Here is an 18,269-nt window from a genome sequence, read left to right on the forward strand (position 1 = left end):
CTTATATCTCCCGGATGTCTTCGCGGATGCGCATGCCAAAATGGCGACCAGCTTCGTCCAGACGGCACAGCACGGTATCGCCGGGTTTCAGGCTCACCACGCTTACCGGCTCGCCGCCGGGGGTCGTCAGGCGGATGGTTTCGGCATTCTGCAAAAATACCGCGCCGGTTTTAACGCCGTCTTCGGTGGTAACCTGGGCTTCAACCAGCAGCATGGGGCGCACTTCAATCTTGACCCTGCCAAGGGTGGCAAGGCTGGTTTCGCCGTTGGCGTCCACGATCAGCACTTCCTGCCCCGCCTTGAATTCGCCAAGATAGGTGGTTTTGTCGCCGGGCAGGCGCACGTAGGCATGCACAGCCCCCGCATTGACCCTGAAGGGGCGGGCGGCAACATACTCGTTGCGTTCGGTTTCCGCGTGCACAAGAAAGGTAAAGGCGCTGGAATTGCCCACCAGCATGCCCTGGCCCTTGCGCAGGATGGAGAGCGTATCGGCGCAGACTCGGTGCCCGAGGCCCACAGATTCGACACGGGTGATCACGGCGGGCAGCAGTTCTTCATGCCCCTGCGAAAGCTTGCACTGGCTGACAATGGTCTTGAGATCGGCCACGGCCTCTCTGGATACAACAATGCCCGCCACACCGCGTTCCAAAATTCCTGCGGCAAGGCGGGCCTCGTCCAGCGTAGCGGCCTCAGCCAGAACGCTGTCGCTCTGGGCCAGAAGGTTTTCCACAGGTATTACCTCCCAGCCGCGAGCCAGAACCACACGCTCGCCCTTATGCAGCCGTTCGAGCACGGCTTCTTCGTCAGCCTTGACGGTGAGCGTCATCATGGCGGTATCTTCGGCGGCCCACACTGGGCAGCGCGAAAGACCGGAAACTTCTTCCACATGCTTGCGCGGCACAATAACGCCGTCCACGCCGGATTCCAGCGCCAGGGTCACATCGCCCTTGTCAAAGGGAACGCAGTTGAAATAGATGCGGGACATGCGGCTTACTCTCCTACAATTTCCATGGCCTGATCCACGGAAACGTTGTCGTGTACGATGGCGCGCAGGGCCTTGACCAGAGCAACGCGGTTGGGATGCTGGAAGACGTTGCGGCCCACGGAAATGCCCGCCCCGCCTGCGCTCAGCGAATCCTGAACCATCTGGAGGATCTGGCGGGTGGAATCCATGCGCTCGCCACCGGCGATAACCACGGGCACACAGCAGGCGGCCACGACTTCAGAGAAGCTTTCCGCATCGCCGGTGTAGGGCACCTTGACGATATCCGCGCCCAGCTCAACGCCCACGCGGGCGCAGTGGGCCACCACGTCCTTGGCGTAACCGTTCTGGATCTGGGGGCCGCGGGCGTACATCATGGCCAGCAGCGGGATGCCCCAGTTGTCGCATGATTCGGCCACACGGCCCAGATCGGCCAGCATGAGGCGTTCGTTGGGGTCGCCCAAGTTCACGTGGACAGAAACGCAGTCCGCGCCGTGCTTGATTGCTTCTTCAACTGTGGCCACGAGGGTTTTGGTGTTGCCGAGGGGCGAAAGCGTGGTGGAGGCGGAGAGGTGGATGATAAGACCGATGTCGCTGCCCGCGTTGCGGTGGCCGCAACGCACAAGGCCCTTGTGCATGAGCACTGCGTCTGCGCCGCCCGTGGCCATGTCGTTGACGGTGTCTCGCATGTCCACCAGACCTTCAACAGCACCAATGGTCACGCCGTGATCCATGGGAACAATGATGGTACGGCCATTTGTGCGGTTGATGATGCGTTCCAGGCGGATTTTTTTTCCAAGGTACATGGGCTCGCTCCTTTCAGTCTGCTGCTTTAAGGTGACCCGCGTGGAGCGGGGTTTGCCGCATTTTTTCCGGCGGCCCATACAAAAAAAGGGCCGCTGGCTTGTTGCCTGCGGCCCGTTGAACTTTCTAACTTTTACGCGTCAGCAAAGCTCCCGACCACAGGCTCCGGTAAAGTACGCAAAATAATACCAGCTAAAGATGCCGGCGGCGTAGGAGGAGGTGTGGTTGGAAGAAATGCGCTGCATGAAAGTATCCTTAAATTTTCTAGGTAAAAAGCTACGCGGCATGCAAAAGCCTGTCAATAAAAAATTGAAGTTTGCATGCAAATTATTCGCAAAGTCAGGCTGCGCCCCGCTCTGCGGGGTCAGAGGGGGCCTCCGGGGCTGTTGTTTTGCGCCGCCGCTTGCGCGTTTCAAGCCGCCTGAGCACAAACTCGCCGGGTTTGACCCCTTCCGGTACTGCCGACAGGGGAAATTCCGCGCGGGCCAGATTGCGATGCCCGCCAGCCTCGCCCACATCGTAAAAACAGGCGTCCGCCAGACGGCCAATGTCCCGTCCGCCATCGCCGCGAAAGATCACGATAACGGTTTTGTCCACCACGCCGCTCACGGCTATCCACCGCAGGCCGTGCACGCGTGTGAAAAAGTCCGCCACTGCCACCAAAAGGTCTGCGCTGTTGACCTCGTTGAGCGAGGCAAAGGCTCCGCCGCCTCGGCAGTCGGCAAGGGAACGGAATGCGCGTGAAAACAACGGCAGCCATTCCCGCAGGTATTCGCTACGCAGAATACGGCGCAGCAGGCCGTTGTCCGCATGGCGCGAAAGCCACTGATACGCGCGAAAATCGTCTTCGCCGCCGGAGCGCTCAAAAGCCGCCGTGTCTGTGCGTATGCCGTACAGCAGGGCTGTGGCAAGCCTTGGCCCTGGGCGCATGCGCAAGGCCTTGAGATAACGGGCCATCATGGTGCTGGTGGCGCCCATATTGGGGCGGATATCACGCAGCAAGGCCGGGCCAGCCAGCGAGCATGCCGCAATGTTGTTGGTAACGCGGGGCAGGGGATGATGGTCGATAATGCAGTCAAAGTGCAGGCCTTGAAAAGCCTTGCTGTGGTGCGGCTGGGAATCCACCATGGCAAAGTGGGTGTACTGGTCGGCATTTTCAGGCTGCCAGGGGCGCACCGGGATGTTCAGGTAGCGGATCATGGCCAGGTTGTCGGGCCGGGTCACCTCATTGATGCGCGCAATGTCCACGTTGTGCACCTTGTGGATCATAATACGCTTGAGCGCCAGCGCCGATGCCAGGGCATCGGGGTCGGCATTGATGAGGATGCACCAGCGGTCGTCCTTGCTGAGACCTGCCCGCCATTTTTGCAGCAGGGCGATGTGGTCTGTGGCGCCAGCCATGATTCTCCTTAAAAGTTCTTCTGCGAAAGCCCGCTTGCGAAAGTGCGTTTGCCAATGTTCATTCGCCGGAATGCGGTTGCGCAAGCGCCTCCAGCACCGGCAGGGATGCGGCCAAACGATCCCAGTTGAATATCTCGACCATATGCACTGCTGAATCGGGGATGCGCTGCATGAGGGCGGCTGCGGTCTGCGCCTGCCCGGGCGTAAAAGCCGTGAGGGGCAGATGCCGGTCGCCGTCGCCGGGGGCGCTCCAGTGCGTCATGCTCGCCTGCTCTGGCAGGGGCGAAACCAACAGGTTTTTTTGACCATAGCCCAGGAGGTGCCCTACGTCCAGACACAGCCCCAGTCCGTGATCCTGAAGAAATCCCTGTCCAAGGCAGGCAATATCGCTGTGGGCAACGTTTTCCAACAACAGCGGAATATGACAGCAGCTTTTCCAGTGAGAGGCAAACCCTGCCAGAAGGCTGCGTTGCACCATCGGCGAGCCTTGGGGCGGGTGCAGCACGGCACAGCGCGGCTGAAGAAATGCCGCCTTGCCAAGTACAGACAATGCCAATTGCGCTGCCCTGCGGGCAGGATGCGCGGCAGAACTTTTGCTGGAGGGCCAGGGCAGGTCAACGGGCAGATGCACATGCCAGCGCAGGGGCAGGGTTGCCAGATCGGGCGGCAAGTCCTGCGGCCCGTAATTCAGGCAGGACTGAGCTTCAAAAAAGCACAGTCCTACCTCGTCCACCTTGCCAGCCAGAAAACGCGCATTTTCCGCCACTCCGGCGGGCAGCACAAAGGACGGCGCGGCCAGACGGCCTGCAAAGCGTGCGGGCCGCAGATGCGGCGTGTCTGGCTGGAGCGGCTGGTCGCCTGAATCTTGGGACATCGGGTGTTCCTTGTGCGCGGCATACAGTGTCGGCCTTGCCGCCACTGTGCGCAAAAGGGGGAGATTTCCGGAAAATCTCCCCCTTTATCATTCTATAATTGCGGAATGCTACACCAGTTTGGTGCTGCTCCAGCTGTGTTCTTTGGCTGCTGCTTCGGTCTTGGGGCCGCCCAGCACGCAGGTGGCTCCGTTGCGCGCAACCTCGGCCAGCACCTCGGCAAATTCGCGGAAGTGCTTTCCGGTGGTGGAAAGGATTTCTTCGCGCATGAGGGCGCGGGCGGCATCTGTGTCGTCCGTGAGCCAGCGCGAGAGGGACTGCGCGCCCTTGGCGTCGGGCAGCAGGTAGCTGTCCAGATCCCCCACCGCGCCCACTATGGCCTGGGTGAGCTGGGCCTTGTCCGGGCTGAAGGTGCGCAGGTATTCGGCCATGCCGTCAAAGGCCGCCAGGGTGTCGTCCACGTTGGGGTCGCGGTATGAGGCGCACACAAGGGTGCCGCCCAGGCGGTCAAGGTTGCAGAACGCGCCGTACGCGCCGCCGCGTACACGCACCCGCTCCCACAGGTAGCCCATGCGCAGGCTGCGCAGGATAACGCTGGCGGAGCCATGGTACACATAGCCCTGGTCATAGATGTTGGCGGCCTTGCCCACATAGTTGATCTGGGCCGGGGCAATGAAGGCTTCGCCCTTGGGCAGTTCCAGAGGGGCGCTGCCAAAGTCCGTTGACGCCCCTGCCCGCGCGGGCAAAAGCGAGCGCAGCAGCTGGCGGGCTTCCGTTTCTACCAGCGCAAGACCCTGCGCCTCTGCGGTGCAGTCCACAACAGCGCCGGGACGGGCGATGATGCGCGAGCGCAGTTCTTCCAGATCATTCAAAACAGACTGCGGGTCAGTGTCCATACGCTCCAGCAGGCCGCGCACGCTTTCAAGGTAGCTCAGGCCCGACGTGCGTTCGGCAATGGCGCTTGCGCCGTTGAAGCGCGCCCGCAGGCGGGCGCTGACCGCCGCATGACCGGCGGACTGCAAGCCATGTTCCAGCCGGGCCTTGCCTTCAAGCAGCATCTGGCCCAGGCGTTCGCGCAGCACATCGGCGTCCGTCAGGGGTTCCAGCAGGATTTCGCGGGTCAGGGCAAAGAGATCGGGCAGCTTGTCGTACACGGCCTTGCCCGACACGCCAAGGTAGCCAAAAGTCTTGCGGCTGCCGCGCACAAGGCCCACCAGCGTTTCAGCGCCAAGGCCGCCCGTTTTGGCGGCCATGAGTGCGCCAAGCTCCGTAAAATCGCGTTTGGCGGTACCTGTTTCGGTGAGGGAACGGGCAAAAAGCGGCAGCAGGGGCACGAGCCTGTCCGGCACATTGGCAAGGGGCAGCAGCAGGGTCGCGTAGGCAATACCCTGTGTGGGCAGTTCGTGCGTTAGAAATGTCTCGGGCAGTTCTGCCACTGCGCGGGGCAGCAAGGCGTTTTCACGCGGCAGGTCTTCAATCCCCAAGGCCGGGATGGTCGCAAGAGCCTCCGGGCTGTCGGGCGCGCTCTGGGCTTCCATGAGGCGGGCGGTTTCTTCCACCATCTTGGCGCGGGCCTCGGCATCGGCATCGGCCTGTACGGCGTCCACGCGGGCCTTTTCCGCATGTTCGCGGGCTTTGCCCAGCTTGGTGTCCGGCAGCAGCACCACGGTGGCGCGGTGCTCGTTGTTCAGGAACCAGTCCTTGATGGCCCGTTCAAATACGGGTTCGCCAGCCTCGATGCGGGCTTTGAGGGCGTTGAGCGGGGATTCCCATGCCAGCGGAGCCAGCGGATCGCCATCATACAGCCATGTGGTCAGGGACTGCACCATGGCCGAAAGCCCACGGGGGAAGCGCCCCGAATTGTTTTCACGGTAGGCGAATTCCACGCTGTTGACGGCGGCTTCCACTGCCGAGCGGGGGATGCCTTCTTCCGCCAGTTGGGCCAGGGTGTCAAAAATGAGCAGTTCGGCCTGCTGCACATCGCGCGGGGCCACGCCCTTGAGACCGGTGGAGTAGTACATCTGGCGCAGGTCAGTCTCCAGCCCGCAGCCCGTGGTGTCTTCACCAAGGCCGGAGGCGATGAGCGCCTTGCGCAGGGGGGAGCCGGGCAGGCCTTCAAGGATATGCTCGAGCATTTCCATCAGCAGGGCCTGATGCACGTCCCCACGCTCGCCCAAAAGCCAGTTGACCGTAAACAGTGCGCGTTTTTCGCCCTTGGAGGCGGCATAGGCCACTTCAATCTGGCGTGGGGTTTCCAGGCGCGGCTGCAAAGGCACATCGGAATTGACCGGGCGGGCCGTGTAGCCTTCAAGCGCGGCTGCCGTCAGGCGCAGGCGTTCGTCTTCCGGGTCGTCGCCCCAGAAGAAAAAGCGGGCGTTGCTGGGGTGGTAGTAGCGGCTGTGAAAATCGTAAAAGGCCTCGTAGGTGAGGTCGGGGATATTTTCCGGATTGCCGCCGGAATCAAGGCTGTAGAGCGTATCGGGGAAAAGCGCCTGCTGGCTCTGCTCCGCGAGGACGGAATCGGGCGAGGAGTAAACGCCCTTCATTTCATTGTAGACCACGCCCTTGTATGACCACGGGCCATCGGACGTTTCGGCCTCCACGTGCCAGCCTTCCTGCCGGAAGATATCCTCATCGATGCGCGGGTGGAACACTGCGTCTATGTAGACGTCAATGAGATTGTAAAAATCGCGCAGATTGCAGCTAGCGATGGGGTAGCAGGTCTTGTCGGGAAAGGTGAATGCGTTGAGAAAGGTTTGCAGCGATCCCTTCATCAGTTCCACAAAGGGTTCCTTGACGGGATATTTGTCCGACCCGCAAAGAACGGAGTGCTCCAGAATGTGGGCAACACCTGTGGAGTCGGCTGGCGGCGTGCGAAAGTTGACGCCAAAGCACTTGTTTTCGTCAGAGTTATTAATGGAAAGCAGTTGCGCCCCCGTGGCCTCGTGCCGCCACAAACGGGCGGTGCCGTCCACTTCGTGCAGATGCTGTTCTGTAAGAAGAGTGAATCCGTGCTTGTTCATGATGAATCCTGGAGTGTTGATGTGCAGCGCCGCTTGAGGCGCAGCGTGAACTCTAACTATAAGTGTAGATGCGCCGTTTGAAAAGGGGCGCAGTCTGTGGCACGCCATCCCAAGCTTGTGACACGGCCTCCGGCGTGATACTGAAATCTGCCCGTGCCCTTGCGCGGGGCAGCAAATTTTTGATTGAACGAGATGATATGAACATGAACTGCAAGTCCTGTACAGGTGGGTCTGCGCTGGCAGAAAAGCTGGTGCTCTGGTACATTCCTCTGGCTTTTGCCGCCTTGTTCATATGGGGCAGCGTGTTGCAGATGCGCAGCTTTGTCATCAATGATGCGGATTTTGGCTACTTTATCACGCAGATTTGGCGGGTCTGGAACGGCTGGGACTGGCAGGCTCCTTTTTCCAACGTCTATGAGGGCAAACCCTTTTACGCCCACCATTGCACCCCTCTGACGGCCCTGCTGGCTCCCCTTGTGGGGCCGTGGAAAAGCCCGTACCCCCTCAGCGCTCTGCAAGGCGTGGCGGTGGGGGCAATGGCCTTTATTCTGCCCCGGCTGGTGCGCGCCCTGCATGAAGAAGCAGACGGCGATACGCCTTCCGGCAACTGGGTGTGGACGGCTGGTTTTGCGCTGCTTCTTTTCTTTTTTTTCCGCCCGGTGCTCACGCCGTGGTCGCGGCAGGTTCACTACACAACTCTTGTTACGCCCATGCTCATGCTGGCCGTGCTCATGCTGCACAAGCGCCGCTGGTGGGCGCTTGCCGGATGCTGCCTTGTGGTCTTTCTGGCGCAGGAACGCGCCGCACCCAGTATTTTCTGCCTGGGCATGTATGCCTTTTTGCTGCTGGGGCAGCGGCGTGTCGGCGCGATTTTATGCCTGTGTTCCGGGCTGTGGTTTGTCACGGTCACAAAGGTATGGCTGCCCTACATGCGCCAGCTTGCGGGCGCGGGAACGGGCTATGCCTTCAGCAATTTTGTAGATGTTGGCGGACAGTGGAATTTCAAGCTGCGCTACTATCTGCATCTGCTGGCTTACTCGTGGTTTTTGCCCCTGCTTGGGCGCAAGGCCATGCTCTGCCTGCTGTGTACCTTGCCCTATCTCGCCATGGTGGCTGTTTCCGGCTACGGTCATATGTGGGCCATGGCCGGACAGTATGAGGATTTGCCCGGCGTGTTCCTGATGCTGTCCATCTGCCACGCCTGCATGTGGGTGCAGGGCAAACTGCGCCCCGCATTGTGGAAAAAGCTTCTGCCTGCCGCTGGTGTTGTGATGGCCGTCATAATGCTCTCTACGCAGACGGGTTGGTACAATCCGGCTGCGACAGTGGCGCGGCTGCTGCAACATCCCGATGCCCAGTCGTATGCGCGCCTGCGCGAAGCTCTGGGGCAGTTGCCGGATTTTCCCCCGACTGTGCGAGTGTGGGCGCAGTCCGGCCTTGGGCCGCACGTATTTTATCCCTATCAGCGCTATACCGCCGACATATCGCACATGGACGGGGCGCTGAACGACAGCGTGGTGATGATTTCACCCTATGCGGGCACGGCCTACCTTGCGGGCGGCGGGGGCGGGGTGTCGCGCGGGGAATTTGAGCGGGCGGAGGCGTTTTTTGACGCGCATCCCGATCTTGTCCGCGTAAAGAGCAGCGATGTTCTGGTAATTTATGCAGGAAAGAGTCTTCGCGAAACCCAGCCTGAGCTTGTGCAGGGGCTGGGTCGGTAGCTGATGTGCGGTTTGCGCGGAAATTTCCGCATCAGTGCTTGCTATTCGCAAGATGGTAGTGTATTGACTCCCTTTCCATCAAGCACACCCAAAGGCAGCGGCCCGGGGTGCCCGGTGGGACGGCGCGTGTGGTGTCGTCCATTTTTTGCGCCCAAGGACGGTTTGCCCATCCTGGGTGTGGACATCGGGTTGCAGGGTCAGGGCATGGGTGGAAGAAGTTAACCCTTTGGAGGAATCCCAATGGCTTATGTCAGCATGAAGCAAATGCTGGAAACCGGCGTGCATTTCGGTCACCAGACCCGCCGCTGGAACCCCAAGATGCGTCCTTACATCTTTGGCGCCCGCAACGGCATCCATATCATCGACCTGCAGCAGACCGTCAAGCTGTTCCGCGTTGCCTACGACAAAGTGGTCGACACTGTTGCCAAGGGCGGCAAGGTGCTGTTCATCGGTACCAAGCGCCAGGCTCAGGAAGCCGTGGCCGCTGAAGCTGGCCGCGCCGGTCAGTTCCACGTGACCAACCGTTGGATGGGCGGCACGCTCACCAACTTTGTCACCATCCAGAAGAGCGTGGATCGTCTGAAGAAGCTGGAAGCCATGTTTGGCGACGGCACCATCAATCGCTACCAGAAGAAGGAAATTCTGCTTCTGGAACGCGAAATGAAAAAGCTCGAGGAAACCTTGGGCGGTATCAAGAACATGGACCGCACTCCCCAGCTTGCCTTTATCATCGACCCGCACCGTGAAGACATCGCCGTGAAGGAATGCCGCAAGCTCGGCATCCCGATCGTGGCCGTGACCGACACCAACTGCGACCCCGATGTTATTGACTACATCATCCCCGGCAACGACGACGCCATCCGCGCCATCAAGTTGTTTGTGGCTGCTTTCGCCGAAGCCTGCATGGAAGGCGAAGCCATGAACAAGGATCACAAGGGCGAAGTCGTCAACGCTGAAGAAGCCATGCAGAAGGCCGAAGCCGCCGCTTCCGCTCCGGAAGCCGCTCCCGCCGAATAGCTGGCCTTTCCATATTCCGTATCCTGGGGGCGGCGCAACCTGTAAAGGCTGCGCTGCCCCCGTCTGGATGAAAGATTGCGCGCCGCGCTTCGCGGAGGCCGCGCAACCGATCAGGCATTTACAAAACTCCGGCTTGGGGCCGGACAGCGTGTGGAGTATACTATGGCTATCACTGCACAATTGGTTAAAGAACTGCGCGACATGACCGCCGCAGGCATGATGGATTGCAAGAAAGCCCTGGTGGAAGTGGAAGGCGACCTGGAAAAGGCCGTTGACTGGCTGCGCCAGAAGGGCATGGCCAAGGCTGCCAAAAAGTCTGGCCGCGCCACCAGCGAAGGCCTCGTGACCGTGGCCGCCACTGCCGACAACATGCACGTCGCCATGGGTTCGCTGCTTTGCGAAACCGACTTCGTGGCTCGCGGCGAACAGTTCCAGACCATGGCTGCCCGCGTGACCCAGGTCATCCTTGAAAAGGCTCCTGCCGATGCCGCAGCTCTTGAAGCCCTCTTGGGCGAAGAAGTGACCCAGCTCATCGCCTCCGTGGGCGAAAACATGCAGCTTGGCAAGTTTGCCCGCTTCAGCAAAAAGAGCGCCAACGATGTGGTGGGTCAGTACATCCACGCCAACGGCAAGATCGGCGTTCTTGTGTACCTGACCTGCGGCAAGGCCGAAAGCGCCGCCAAGCCCGAAGTGCTGGAACTGGCCAAGAATCTCTCCATGCAGGTTGCCGCCGCCAGCCCCCTGGCTCTTGACGCTGCCAGCCTTGATCAGGCCGCTGTGGAACGTGAACGCGAAGTTTACCGCCAGAAGGCCATTGAAGAAGGCAAGCCCGCCCAGATCGTGGACAAGATTGCCGATGGCGCGGTGAAGAAGTTCCAGAAGGAAGTATGCCTCATGGAACAGCCCTACATCCGCGACGACAAGAAGATTATTTCCGACATCGTGCGCGAAACGGGCAAGACCATCGGCGACGAAATCACGGTTACCGGTTTCGAACGCATCCAGCTTGCTGCCGAATAGGCACAGCGCTGCGCCGGATTACGGCACATAAGTGTACGCCTTCTGGCCAAGCACGGTTTTATGGGGGGCCTTTGGCCCCCCATTGCGTTTGACAAAGTCAGCGCAACCAGAAATCATAAATTGACAGCGCCTTGCGGTGTTGTCGGGCGCGAATGGTTTCTTCAAATCCCGCCAGGCGGGAATTGCTGTCTGCTGGGGGCCTCTGGCCCCTTTTTTAATACGGAAACGCGGCATGGCCGCCGGAGAAGATATGTGGGATCTGGCATGGGTAACTGACCCCGCAGCCTGGGCTGGTCTGGGTACGCTGGTGCTGCTGGAAGTGGTGCTGGGCGTAGACAACCTGGTTTTTATTTCCATTCTTGTGAACAAACTGCCGCAGGAAAAGAAGCGTCAGGCCTTCATGACCGGCCTTGGGCTTGCCCTGCTCATGCGCATGGTACTGCTGGCCTTCATGGCGCGGCTGGTTGCCCTCACGGACCCCCTGTTTACCCTGGGCGGGCATGGCTATTCTGCCCGCGATCTTATCCTTATGGCTGGCGGCGTGTTTTTGCTGCTCAAGGGCACCATGGAACTGCACGATAGGCTTGAAGGCCACGCGGGCAGGTTCGATACCAGCGGGCCGCAAGCTGGCTACTGGCAGGTGATTTTTCAGATCATCATTCTGGATGCCGTATTTTCCCTGGATTCCATCATCACGTCCGTGGGCATGGTGGACCATGTGTTCATCATGATGCTGGCGGTGCTGGCTGCCATGGTCATCATGGTGCTCGCCGCGGCTCCCCTGCTGGAATTTGTGGAGCGCCATCCCACAGTTATCGTGCTGTGCCTGGGATTTTTGCTGATGATCGGTCTGAGCCTGCTGGCCGATGGCCTTGGCTACCATATCCCCAAAGGCTATATGTACGCGGCCATTGGGTTCTCGGTGCTGGTTGAGGCCTGCAACCAGTGGGCCTTGCGCAGTCGGCGCAGGCGTTACAGCATGCGCGACATGCGTGAATCCACGGCACGGGTCATTCTGAATCTGCTTGGCGGCGGCGTGCCCGGCGGCGGCGAGGCGCAGCTGGAGGCAGCGGCGCTGGCAGGCGATGCCGGGGGCCAGCTCTTTGCCCCCATGGAGCGGGACATGGTGGCTCGTGTGATCCGCCTTGGCGGGCGCACGGCACGTTTTATCATGATCCCGCGCCAGCGCGTGGACTGGCTGGACAGTAACGCCGACCGCGCCACGGTCACGCGTTTTGCCGCGGCCTCGCGCCTTGCCTGGCTGCCCGTGCTGCGGTGCGACACGGACGAAGTGCTGGGCGTGGTGCATCCCGGTGAAATTCTGCAACAGGAGCAGCAGGGCATAGGCAACCGCGAGTGGGATCTTAAAACCTACGTGCGCCCCGCGCCCACCATATTCGAGCATACGCCGCTGACGACCCTGCTGGAAGATTTTCGTACCAATCCCGCGCCACTGGCCTTTGTGCGGGATGAATACGGCAGCGTTGTGGGTATTATCACCCCTGCGGAACTGCTGAGCGTGCTTGCGGGCCAGATGGGCGACATGCCCGCCGGGCCGGAGGTTTGCCGCAGGCCTGACGGCAGTTGGGTTCTGCCCGGGCGTCTGGCTGTTGACCTGTTTGCAAGCTGGCTTGGGGTGAGCCTGCCGCGCCGTCTGTTCAGCGCCACCCTCGGGGGGCTCATTATGGAGCGCCTTGGCCGCATACCTGAAAAAGGCGCGCGCCTGCGCTATCAGGGCTGGGATCTGGAGATAACCCGCATGGATCGCCGCCGTATTGACGAAGTGCGGGCGGTCAAGCTGCTGCTGCCCCATGCCGATGGCAAGAAACGCAAGAAATAAAATTGTTGGGCCGAACTGGTCTGACATGTTGACAGCTTGCCGGGTGCGGGCGTAGGGTTCAAAGCATGAGCATGAACACACAATCTTCTTTCCGCCACGTAGCGCTGCTATCCATTATGTGCGCCGTAGTAGTACGGTGTCACACTTTGCGCGCGTTCTGAGCAGGGAAGATCTAAGGTAGTATTGCAAACCCCGCCGGCGCGAGTCGGCGGGTTTTTTTTATTCCGCACCGCCGCCGACAAGCCTCACCATCGAAAAGGAGTCTTGCGGCGATGTTACGTCTTTCGGGAGCAGAACTCACCATCCGCCTGCTGGAAAATCAGGGTGTCACGCACATTGCCGGCATCCCGGGCGGTTTCAATCTTCCTCTCTACGATGCCCTCGGGCGCAGTGGAACCATCCGGCACATCCTTGCCCGTCATGAACAGGGCGCAGGCTTCATCGCTCAGGGCATGGCAAGAGTCACGGGCCGCCCCGGCGTTATCTTTGCCACTTCCGGCCCCGGCGCCACCAATACGCTCACGGCGCTCGCCGATGCGCGCATGGATTCCGTGCCTCTGGTCTGCATTACCGGGCAGGTGCCCCTGAACATGATCGGCACCGATGCCTTCCAGGAAGTGGACATCTACGGCATGTCCATTCCAGCCACCAAGCACAACTTCATTGTGCGCTCCATTGACGAACTGCTGCGCGTGATTCCCGAGGCCTTTGCCATTGCCGCTGGCGATCGCCCCGGCCCTGTATTGGTGGACATCCCGCGTGACGTGCAGGTGGCTGTTGCTGAATTGCAGGATCTGCCCGCCGCCGGAACCCCCGCTCCCTTGCCCCAGCCAGACCCGCAGGCCCTTGCCCGCGCGGCGGAAATGATGAACGCCGCAAAGCGCCCCCTGTTGTTGCTGGGCGGCGGCACGTCTTCACCCGAGGCTTCGGCGGCGGTGGTTTCCTTTATGGAGGCCCGTCGCATCCCTGCCGTCATGTCCCTGCGCGGGCTGGGCACGGTGCCGCACGGGCATGAACTGGCCGTGGGCATGCTTGGCATGCATGGAGCGCGCGCTTCCAACATGCTGGTGGACGAATGCGATCTGCTCATGGTTGTGGGCGCTCGTCTTGGCGACCGCGCTACGGGCAGGCTGGACGGCTTTTGCCCCAAGACGGGCCTTGTCCATATTGATATTGATGCCTGCGAGGTGGGCAAGCTGCGTATTCCGCAGGTGGGTATTACGGCGGACGCGGCAGAGGCTCTCACGGCCCTGCTGCCCCTGTTGCGCAAGACAGACCACGAGCCGTGGCTTGAGCGCGTAGCAGCATGCAAGGCGGAGCACGGCCTGCGTTTTGACCGCATGGATGAGGTCTGTTCGCCCTACGGCATCATCAGACACGTGGCGGACGCCCTGCACGGCAAGGGCATTGTGAGCACAGACGTGGGCCAGCACCAGATGCGCGTGGCTCAGGCCTACCCCATGATGCAGCCCCGGCAGTGGCTCACATCCGGCGGGCTGGGAACAATGGGTTTTGGCCTGCCTGCCGCCATAGGCGCTGCGCTGGCAAAGCCGGAGGAAACCGTGGTCTGTTTTTCCGGCGATGGCAGCCTGCTCATGAATATTCAGGAAATGGCCACGGCTGTTGAAAATCAGGCCAACGTCAAGATTATCCTGTGCAACAACGATGGACTTGGGCTTGTGCAGCAACAGCAGGATCTGTTCTTTGGAGGGCGGCTGTTCGGCTCGGCTTTCACGGCAGGCACGGACTTTGTGCGTATTGCCCAAGGCTTTGGCATGCCGGCCATCTGTCTTAACAACGAGCGCGACCCCAGGGCCGTGCTGGAAAAGGCCTTGGGCACGCCCGGCCCATGCCTGCTTGAAGTGCGCATGAGCGCAGAAGAAAAAGTTTTTCCCATGGTGCCGCCAGGAGCGGCAAACAGTCAGATGATAGAGGGGGTTAACGCATGAACGGTTCCGTGACGAGCGCGCTTACAACTTTGCACTTGAGCGTCAACAATCATCCTGGTGTGCTTTCGCACGTGTGCGGCCTCTTTGCTGGCCGTGCCTACAACCTTGAAGGCGTGCTTGTTACGCCGGAAGCAGACGGCGATACCTGCCGCATGTGGCTGGTGGTCAAGGACGACGGGCGCATGGAGCAGATAGTCAAGCAGGTGCGCAAGCTGCACGATGTGCTGGATGTGCAGGTGGGGCATGCGGAACCGACGGTCTTCAACCGCCTGGCCGGTTGCCTTGAATGCTAAACAAGAGCAGGGCGCGGTGCGTACCAACATAACACCGCGCCCCGCGTAACAGGCTGTCCACGGGCTGTGCCCCTATCTGCCTGCGTTTGATGGACGCGCTGGCAGATAGGGTGCAGCCTTTTTTATTCAGCCAGCAGGCTGGCCCCCGGCCCGCCGTCATAGGGCAAGCGTTCAAAGACCTTGCGGCGCGGGGTCAGGCTGATGTGGTAGTACTGGTTTTGCGGAATATAGATAAAGGGTACGTCTTCGTTGCGCTGTCGGAGAAAGAGCGAAAGCAGCACTCGGTTGATGGCCTGATGCCCCACAATGATCAGGGGCGCATCCCCAGCCAGAAAAAGCGCCCGCCGCAAACCGCGTTGTACCCGCTCGCGCAGCAGGGCGTAGCTCTCGCCATTGGGGTAAGTGTAGGTGTACTTGCTGGCGTTGCGGCCTTGGGTGACCTCGGGCATGCGCTCGCGGATTTCGCTGTAGAGCATGCCCTCGCAATCGCCCGCCCATATTTCGTCAAACTCCTTAAAGGCCATGGCATGCGCCTCGGGCCGTTCGGTCAGCAATGGGGTTGCCGTTTCGTGCGAGCGTATGCGCGTGGAGGTAAACACCCACTCAATGGGTTTGTTGCGCAGGTGGGTGGCAAGGGCAAGCGCCTGGGCGCGGCCTGTGGCTGTGAGCGGCGGGTCGCCGCCGATGCGGCCCCGCAGATTGAATTCCGTCTGCCCGTGGCGCGCCAGATACAGGCACTGGATCCACACGCTGACAACCATTTCGCGGATAGCGGGGTAGTAGGGTGAACTTTCGCAGGGGCGCTCGTCCAGAATGCGGTTGGCTGTGGAATCAACGCGCAACCAGTATTTTTCGTCCTGCAATGACTCGTAAATGGTTTCATAGTAGCTGATGCGCTTCATAAAGCTGGCAAGGGCTTCTTCTTCAGTATACGAGGCGTATTCCGGCAGGGTGGTCTTGCGGCGTATGCAGGCATTGAGCAGCAGCTGGTCTTCGTTGACGCATTCCACAAAGAGCACCGGGTAGTCGGTGAGCGTGGTTTCTATGAGGTGCCTGCGCGCGCGGCTGACGTTGGTGGCGTCAAGAATGGCCACCTCGCCGTCCTTGGCCAGCCATTCGCGGGCAATCTCCATGTTGCGCATGCAGATCATTTCGCGCGCATCTCGTCCCAGTTTGTTGTTGGGATCGTAAAAATTGGGGTCGGTGGATTCCGCGCCAATGAGCGCGCGACGCATGTCGCCGTTATTGAACAGCTTTGCGGCAATGCCTTCGGTCACAAGACCGTCGCGGATGCGCTTTGCCAGAGTGGATTTTCCCCTTGCGGGCAGACCGACCATGGCGACATAAAGTTTCTGCATACGACCTCCGTTGCCGCATGGTAGGAGAAAAGAGAAAAAAATAAAAGAACTCTGCTGGATGGGGCGGGTCGCTCCTTGCCTGCCCGCGATGGCGGTAGTATTATGCAATAAACATATTTACCTGCCGAGTTTTGACATGAGCATCACGGCCTTTTTCAGAACGCTGGCTTCCCGGTTGCACTGGGCCATCCACAGTGTCTGGCTGGTCGTGCTTGCTGGCCTCCTGTGCGCCAACGTGGTGGACGATTATTTTCTGCTTCAGGAAAACGAGCTGCGTCTGCTGCTCTCTGAAAGCAGCATTGCCGTCAATATTGTCAAAATGGAAGTGGGCGGCATCACCTATCTGCTGAACTCGGTGGAAAGCGCCGCCATTTCCTCCTTGGACGAAGACCAGCTTGCCGGCAGGATGCAAGATATGGTGCGGGATAATCCCTTTGTCGCCGCCATTGCTGTCGAGCTCAACGGTGCGCCCCGGGCCTCCACTGGCGAAATTTCTTCTGCGTCCACAGCCGTTTTTTCCCGTTCCACCGCAAAGGACGGGCTTCCCTCCGTATCTGTAAGCATTGCCCTGAAACCAGAATTCTGGGGATACAAACTGGCGTATGCGTTCAGTCGCGCAGATGCCAAGGTTGCAGTCTATACGGCCTCTGGACGTCCTTTGCTGCCCTTTGCCGACCTGGACAACGCTGAAAATACATTTCTGGCGGAGAGCATTGCAAACATGGCACCCGATGCGGCGGCCTTGCACACCCAGCCCCTGCGGGCTGATGGGGCGCGGTCCATGCTTACCTTGCAGCAGGCGGCAGCGCCCTTTCTGGAGGGCGGCCCCCTGGTGGTGGGAACAATCATCAGCGGCGAAAACAGCTATGCCCACTGGCGTAGCGACCTGCTCGCTCAAGTGCTGATATGGCTAACTGCGGCTGTGCTCTCAACTTCACTCCTGGTGATAGAAGCGCGCAGACGCCGCCGTTCTGAACTTTCCACAGAAAAACTGCAAAGCGCCATGCGCTCGCGCGACAAGTTCATCAGTATCCTGATGGACCACGCGCCCATCATGGTCTCCTACTGGGACGCGGAGCGGCGGTGCCATTACGCCAACAGAATGTACAGGGCATGGTTTGGCAAAGGTGAGGAGGAGATCATCGGCATCGATTTGCAATCCTTGCTTGGCGAGGAGCTGCTTGTCAAATGCGCCCCCCTTGTTGATGCGACCCTGCGCGGCGAACCACAGGATTTTGAGCAGGAAAGGGTCAGGGCCGACGGCTCAACAGGCTATGTGCTGTCCCGCTACATACCGGATATGGATGGACGGGAGGTGCGGGGTTTTTTTGTTATTGCCTCTGACATTACAGAACTCAAGCAGACACAGCAGAGCCTGGAAAAACGTATTGAAGACCTGTACTCGCTGGCCACCACTGACGCGCTTACTGGCTTGAACAACCGCAGGAATTTGCTGGAAAAAATTCAGTTCGAGATTGAAAGGGCCAAGCGCTATGGTCTGAACATGGTCTTCTTTATGCTTGATATCGACCATTTCAAAAAGATCAATGACACGTACGGGCATGATACGGGTGATGCCGTGCTGAAGGGGCTTGGCGCGCTGCTGCATGACACCATGCGTACCTCTGACCATGTGGGGCGGCTTGGCGGTGAAGAATTTGGCATTCTGCTAGCCAGCGTTGTGCCCGATCAGGCAGAGGCCATTGCAGAGCGCTTGCGCAGGCGCGTGGAAGAAATGGTCGTGTGGCACAACGAAAAGAACATTCGTTTTACAGTTAGCATTGGCCTGGCGGATTTACAGGCAGATGTGGAAAATCCCCTGGAAGACATGGTGAAGAGGGCAGACCTTGCCCTCTACCGGGCCAAGAACAGTGGCCGTAATCGCGTATGCCTTGCGGACAATTTGTTGCCGCCCGCTGTGGAGAATTCGGAGGGTCAGGGTTTTGGCGCATAAAAAGGACGCCCTTGCGCGGCAGGTCTGTATCTGCG

13 protein-coding genes are annotated in these 18,269 nt (G+C 60.0%); 7 read left to right on the forward strand and 6 right to left on the reverse strand.

Annotated features, from left to right (window positions below; translation table 11 throughout):
• Window position 1 precedes the first annotated feature (1 nt).
• From ACUZ9P_RS06120 to ACUZ9P_RS06140, 5 genes are all read right to left on the reverse strand, one after another.
• Window positions 2-985 (reverse strand): 3-dehydroquinate synthase II family protein, encoded by a 984-nt coding sequence (locus ACUZ9P_RS06120; protein ID WP_298995159.1) that lies wholly within the window; start codon window positions 983-985, stop codon window positions 2-4.
• A 5-nt stretch (window positions 986-990) separates the two neighbouring features.
• Window positions 991-1,788, reverse strand: a complete 798-nt coding sequence (locus tag ACUZ9P_RS06125) for a 2-amino-3,7-dideoxy-D-threo-hept-6-ulosonate synthase (RefSeq protein ID WP_449249049.1) — start codon at window positions 1,786-1,788, stop codon at window positions 991-993.
• Window positions 1,789-2,125: 337 nt separating this feature from the next.
• The gene (locus tag ACUZ9P_RS06130) at window positions 2,126-3,187 is read right to left on the reverse strand and encodes a DHH family phosphoesterase (RefSeq protein WP_449249050.1); all 1,062 of its coding nucleotides are present in this window, start codon (window positions 3,185-3,187) and stop codon (window positions 2,126-2,128) included.
• A 58-nt stretch (window positions 3,188-3,245) separates the two neighbouring features.
• Window positions 3,246-4,061: a cobamide remodeling phosphodiesterase CbiR gene (cbiR, locus tag ACUZ9P_RS06135; protein ID WP_449249051.1), complete on the reverse strand. Its 816-nt coding sequence runs from the start codon at window positions 4,059-4,061 to the stop codon at window positions 3,246-3,248.
• A 108-nt stretch (window positions 4,062-4,169) separates the two neighbouring features.
• The gene (locus ACUZ9P_RS06140) at window positions 4,170-7,082 is read right to left on the reverse strand and encodes an insulinase family protein (protein ID WP_449249052.1); all 2,913 of its coding nucleotides are present in this window, start codon (window positions 7,080-7,082) and stop codon (window positions 4,170-4,172) included.
• A gap of 197 nt (window positions 7,083-7,279) precedes the next feature.
• Here ACUZ9P_RS06140 and ACUZ9P_RS06145 point away from each other — a divergent pair, with 197 nt between their 5' ends.
• From ACUZ9P_RS06145 to ilvN, 6 genes are all read left to right on the forward strand, one after another.
• Window positions 7,280-8,803 (forward strand): DUF2079 domain-containing protein, encoded by a 1,524-nt coding sequence (locus ACUZ9P_RS06145; RefSeq protein ID WP_449249053.1) that lies wholly within the window; start codon window positions 7,280-7,282, stop codon window positions 8,801-8,803.
• A 240-nt stretch (window positions 8,804-9,043) separates the two neighbouring features.
• Window positions 9,044-9,820 carry a 30S ribosomal protein S2 gene (rpsB, locus tag ACUZ9P_RS06150; RefSeq protein ID WP_298995143.1) on the forward strand — a complete coding sequence of 259 codons (777 nt, stop codon included), beginning with the start codon at window positions 9,044-9,046 and terminating at the stop codon, window positions 9,818-9,820.
• A 162-nt stretch (window positions 9,821-9,982) separates the two neighbouring features.
• On the forward strand, window positions 9,983-10,840 hold the full coding sequence (tsf, locus tag ACUZ9P_RS06155; protein WP_298995141.1) for a translation elongation factor Ts: 858 nt from the start codon (window positions 9,983-9,985) through the stop codon (window positions 10,838-10,840).
• Between the two features lie 232 nt (window positions 10,841-11,072).
• A complete protein-coding gene (locus ACUZ9P_RS06160; protein WP_298995138.1) occupies window positions 11,073-12,680 on the forward strand; it encodes a TerC family protein in 1,608 nt (535 codons plus the stop codon).
• A 272-nt stretch (window positions 12,681-12,952) separates the two neighbouring features.
• On the forward strand, window positions 12,953-14,629 hold the full coding sequence (ilvB, locus tag ACUZ9P_RS06165; RefSeq protein WP_449249054.1) for a biosynthetic-type acetolactate synthase large subunit: 1,677 nt from the start codon (window positions 12,953-12,955) through the stop codon (window positions 14,627-14,629).
• A complete protein-coding gene (ilvN, locus tag ACUZ9P_RS06170; protein ID WP_022657648.1) occupies window positions 14,626-14,922 on the forward strand; it encodes an acetolactate synthase small subunit in 297 nt (98 codons plus the stop codon). Before ilvB ends, ilvN begins: the two co-directional genes overlap by 4 nt.
• Window positions 14,923-15,044: 122 nt before the next feature.
• On the opposite strand, the gene ACUZ9P_RS06175 is transcribed toward ilvN, so the two are convergent.
• On the reverse strand, window positions 15,045-16,280 hold the full coding sequence (locus ACUZ9P_RS06175; protein WP_449249055.1) for a bifunctional nucleoside/nucleotide kinase/histidine phosphatase family protein: 1,236 nt from the start codon (window positions 16,278-16,280) through the stop codon (window positions 15,045-15,047).
• Between the two features lie 136 nt (window positions 16,281-16,416).
• Between ACUZ9P_RS06175 and ACUZ9P_RS06180 the strand changes: the two genes are divergently transcribed.
• Window positions 16,417-18,234 (forward strand): sensor domain-containing diguanylate cyclase, encoded by a 1,818-nt coding sequence (locus ACUZ9P_RS06180; protein ID WP_449249056.1) that lies wholly within the window; start codon window positions 16,417-16,419, stop codon window positions 18,232-18,234.
• Window positions 18,235-18,269 lie beyond the last annotated feature (35 nt).

The sequence above is a fragment of the Desulfovibrio intestinivivus genome (assembly GCF_053570665.1).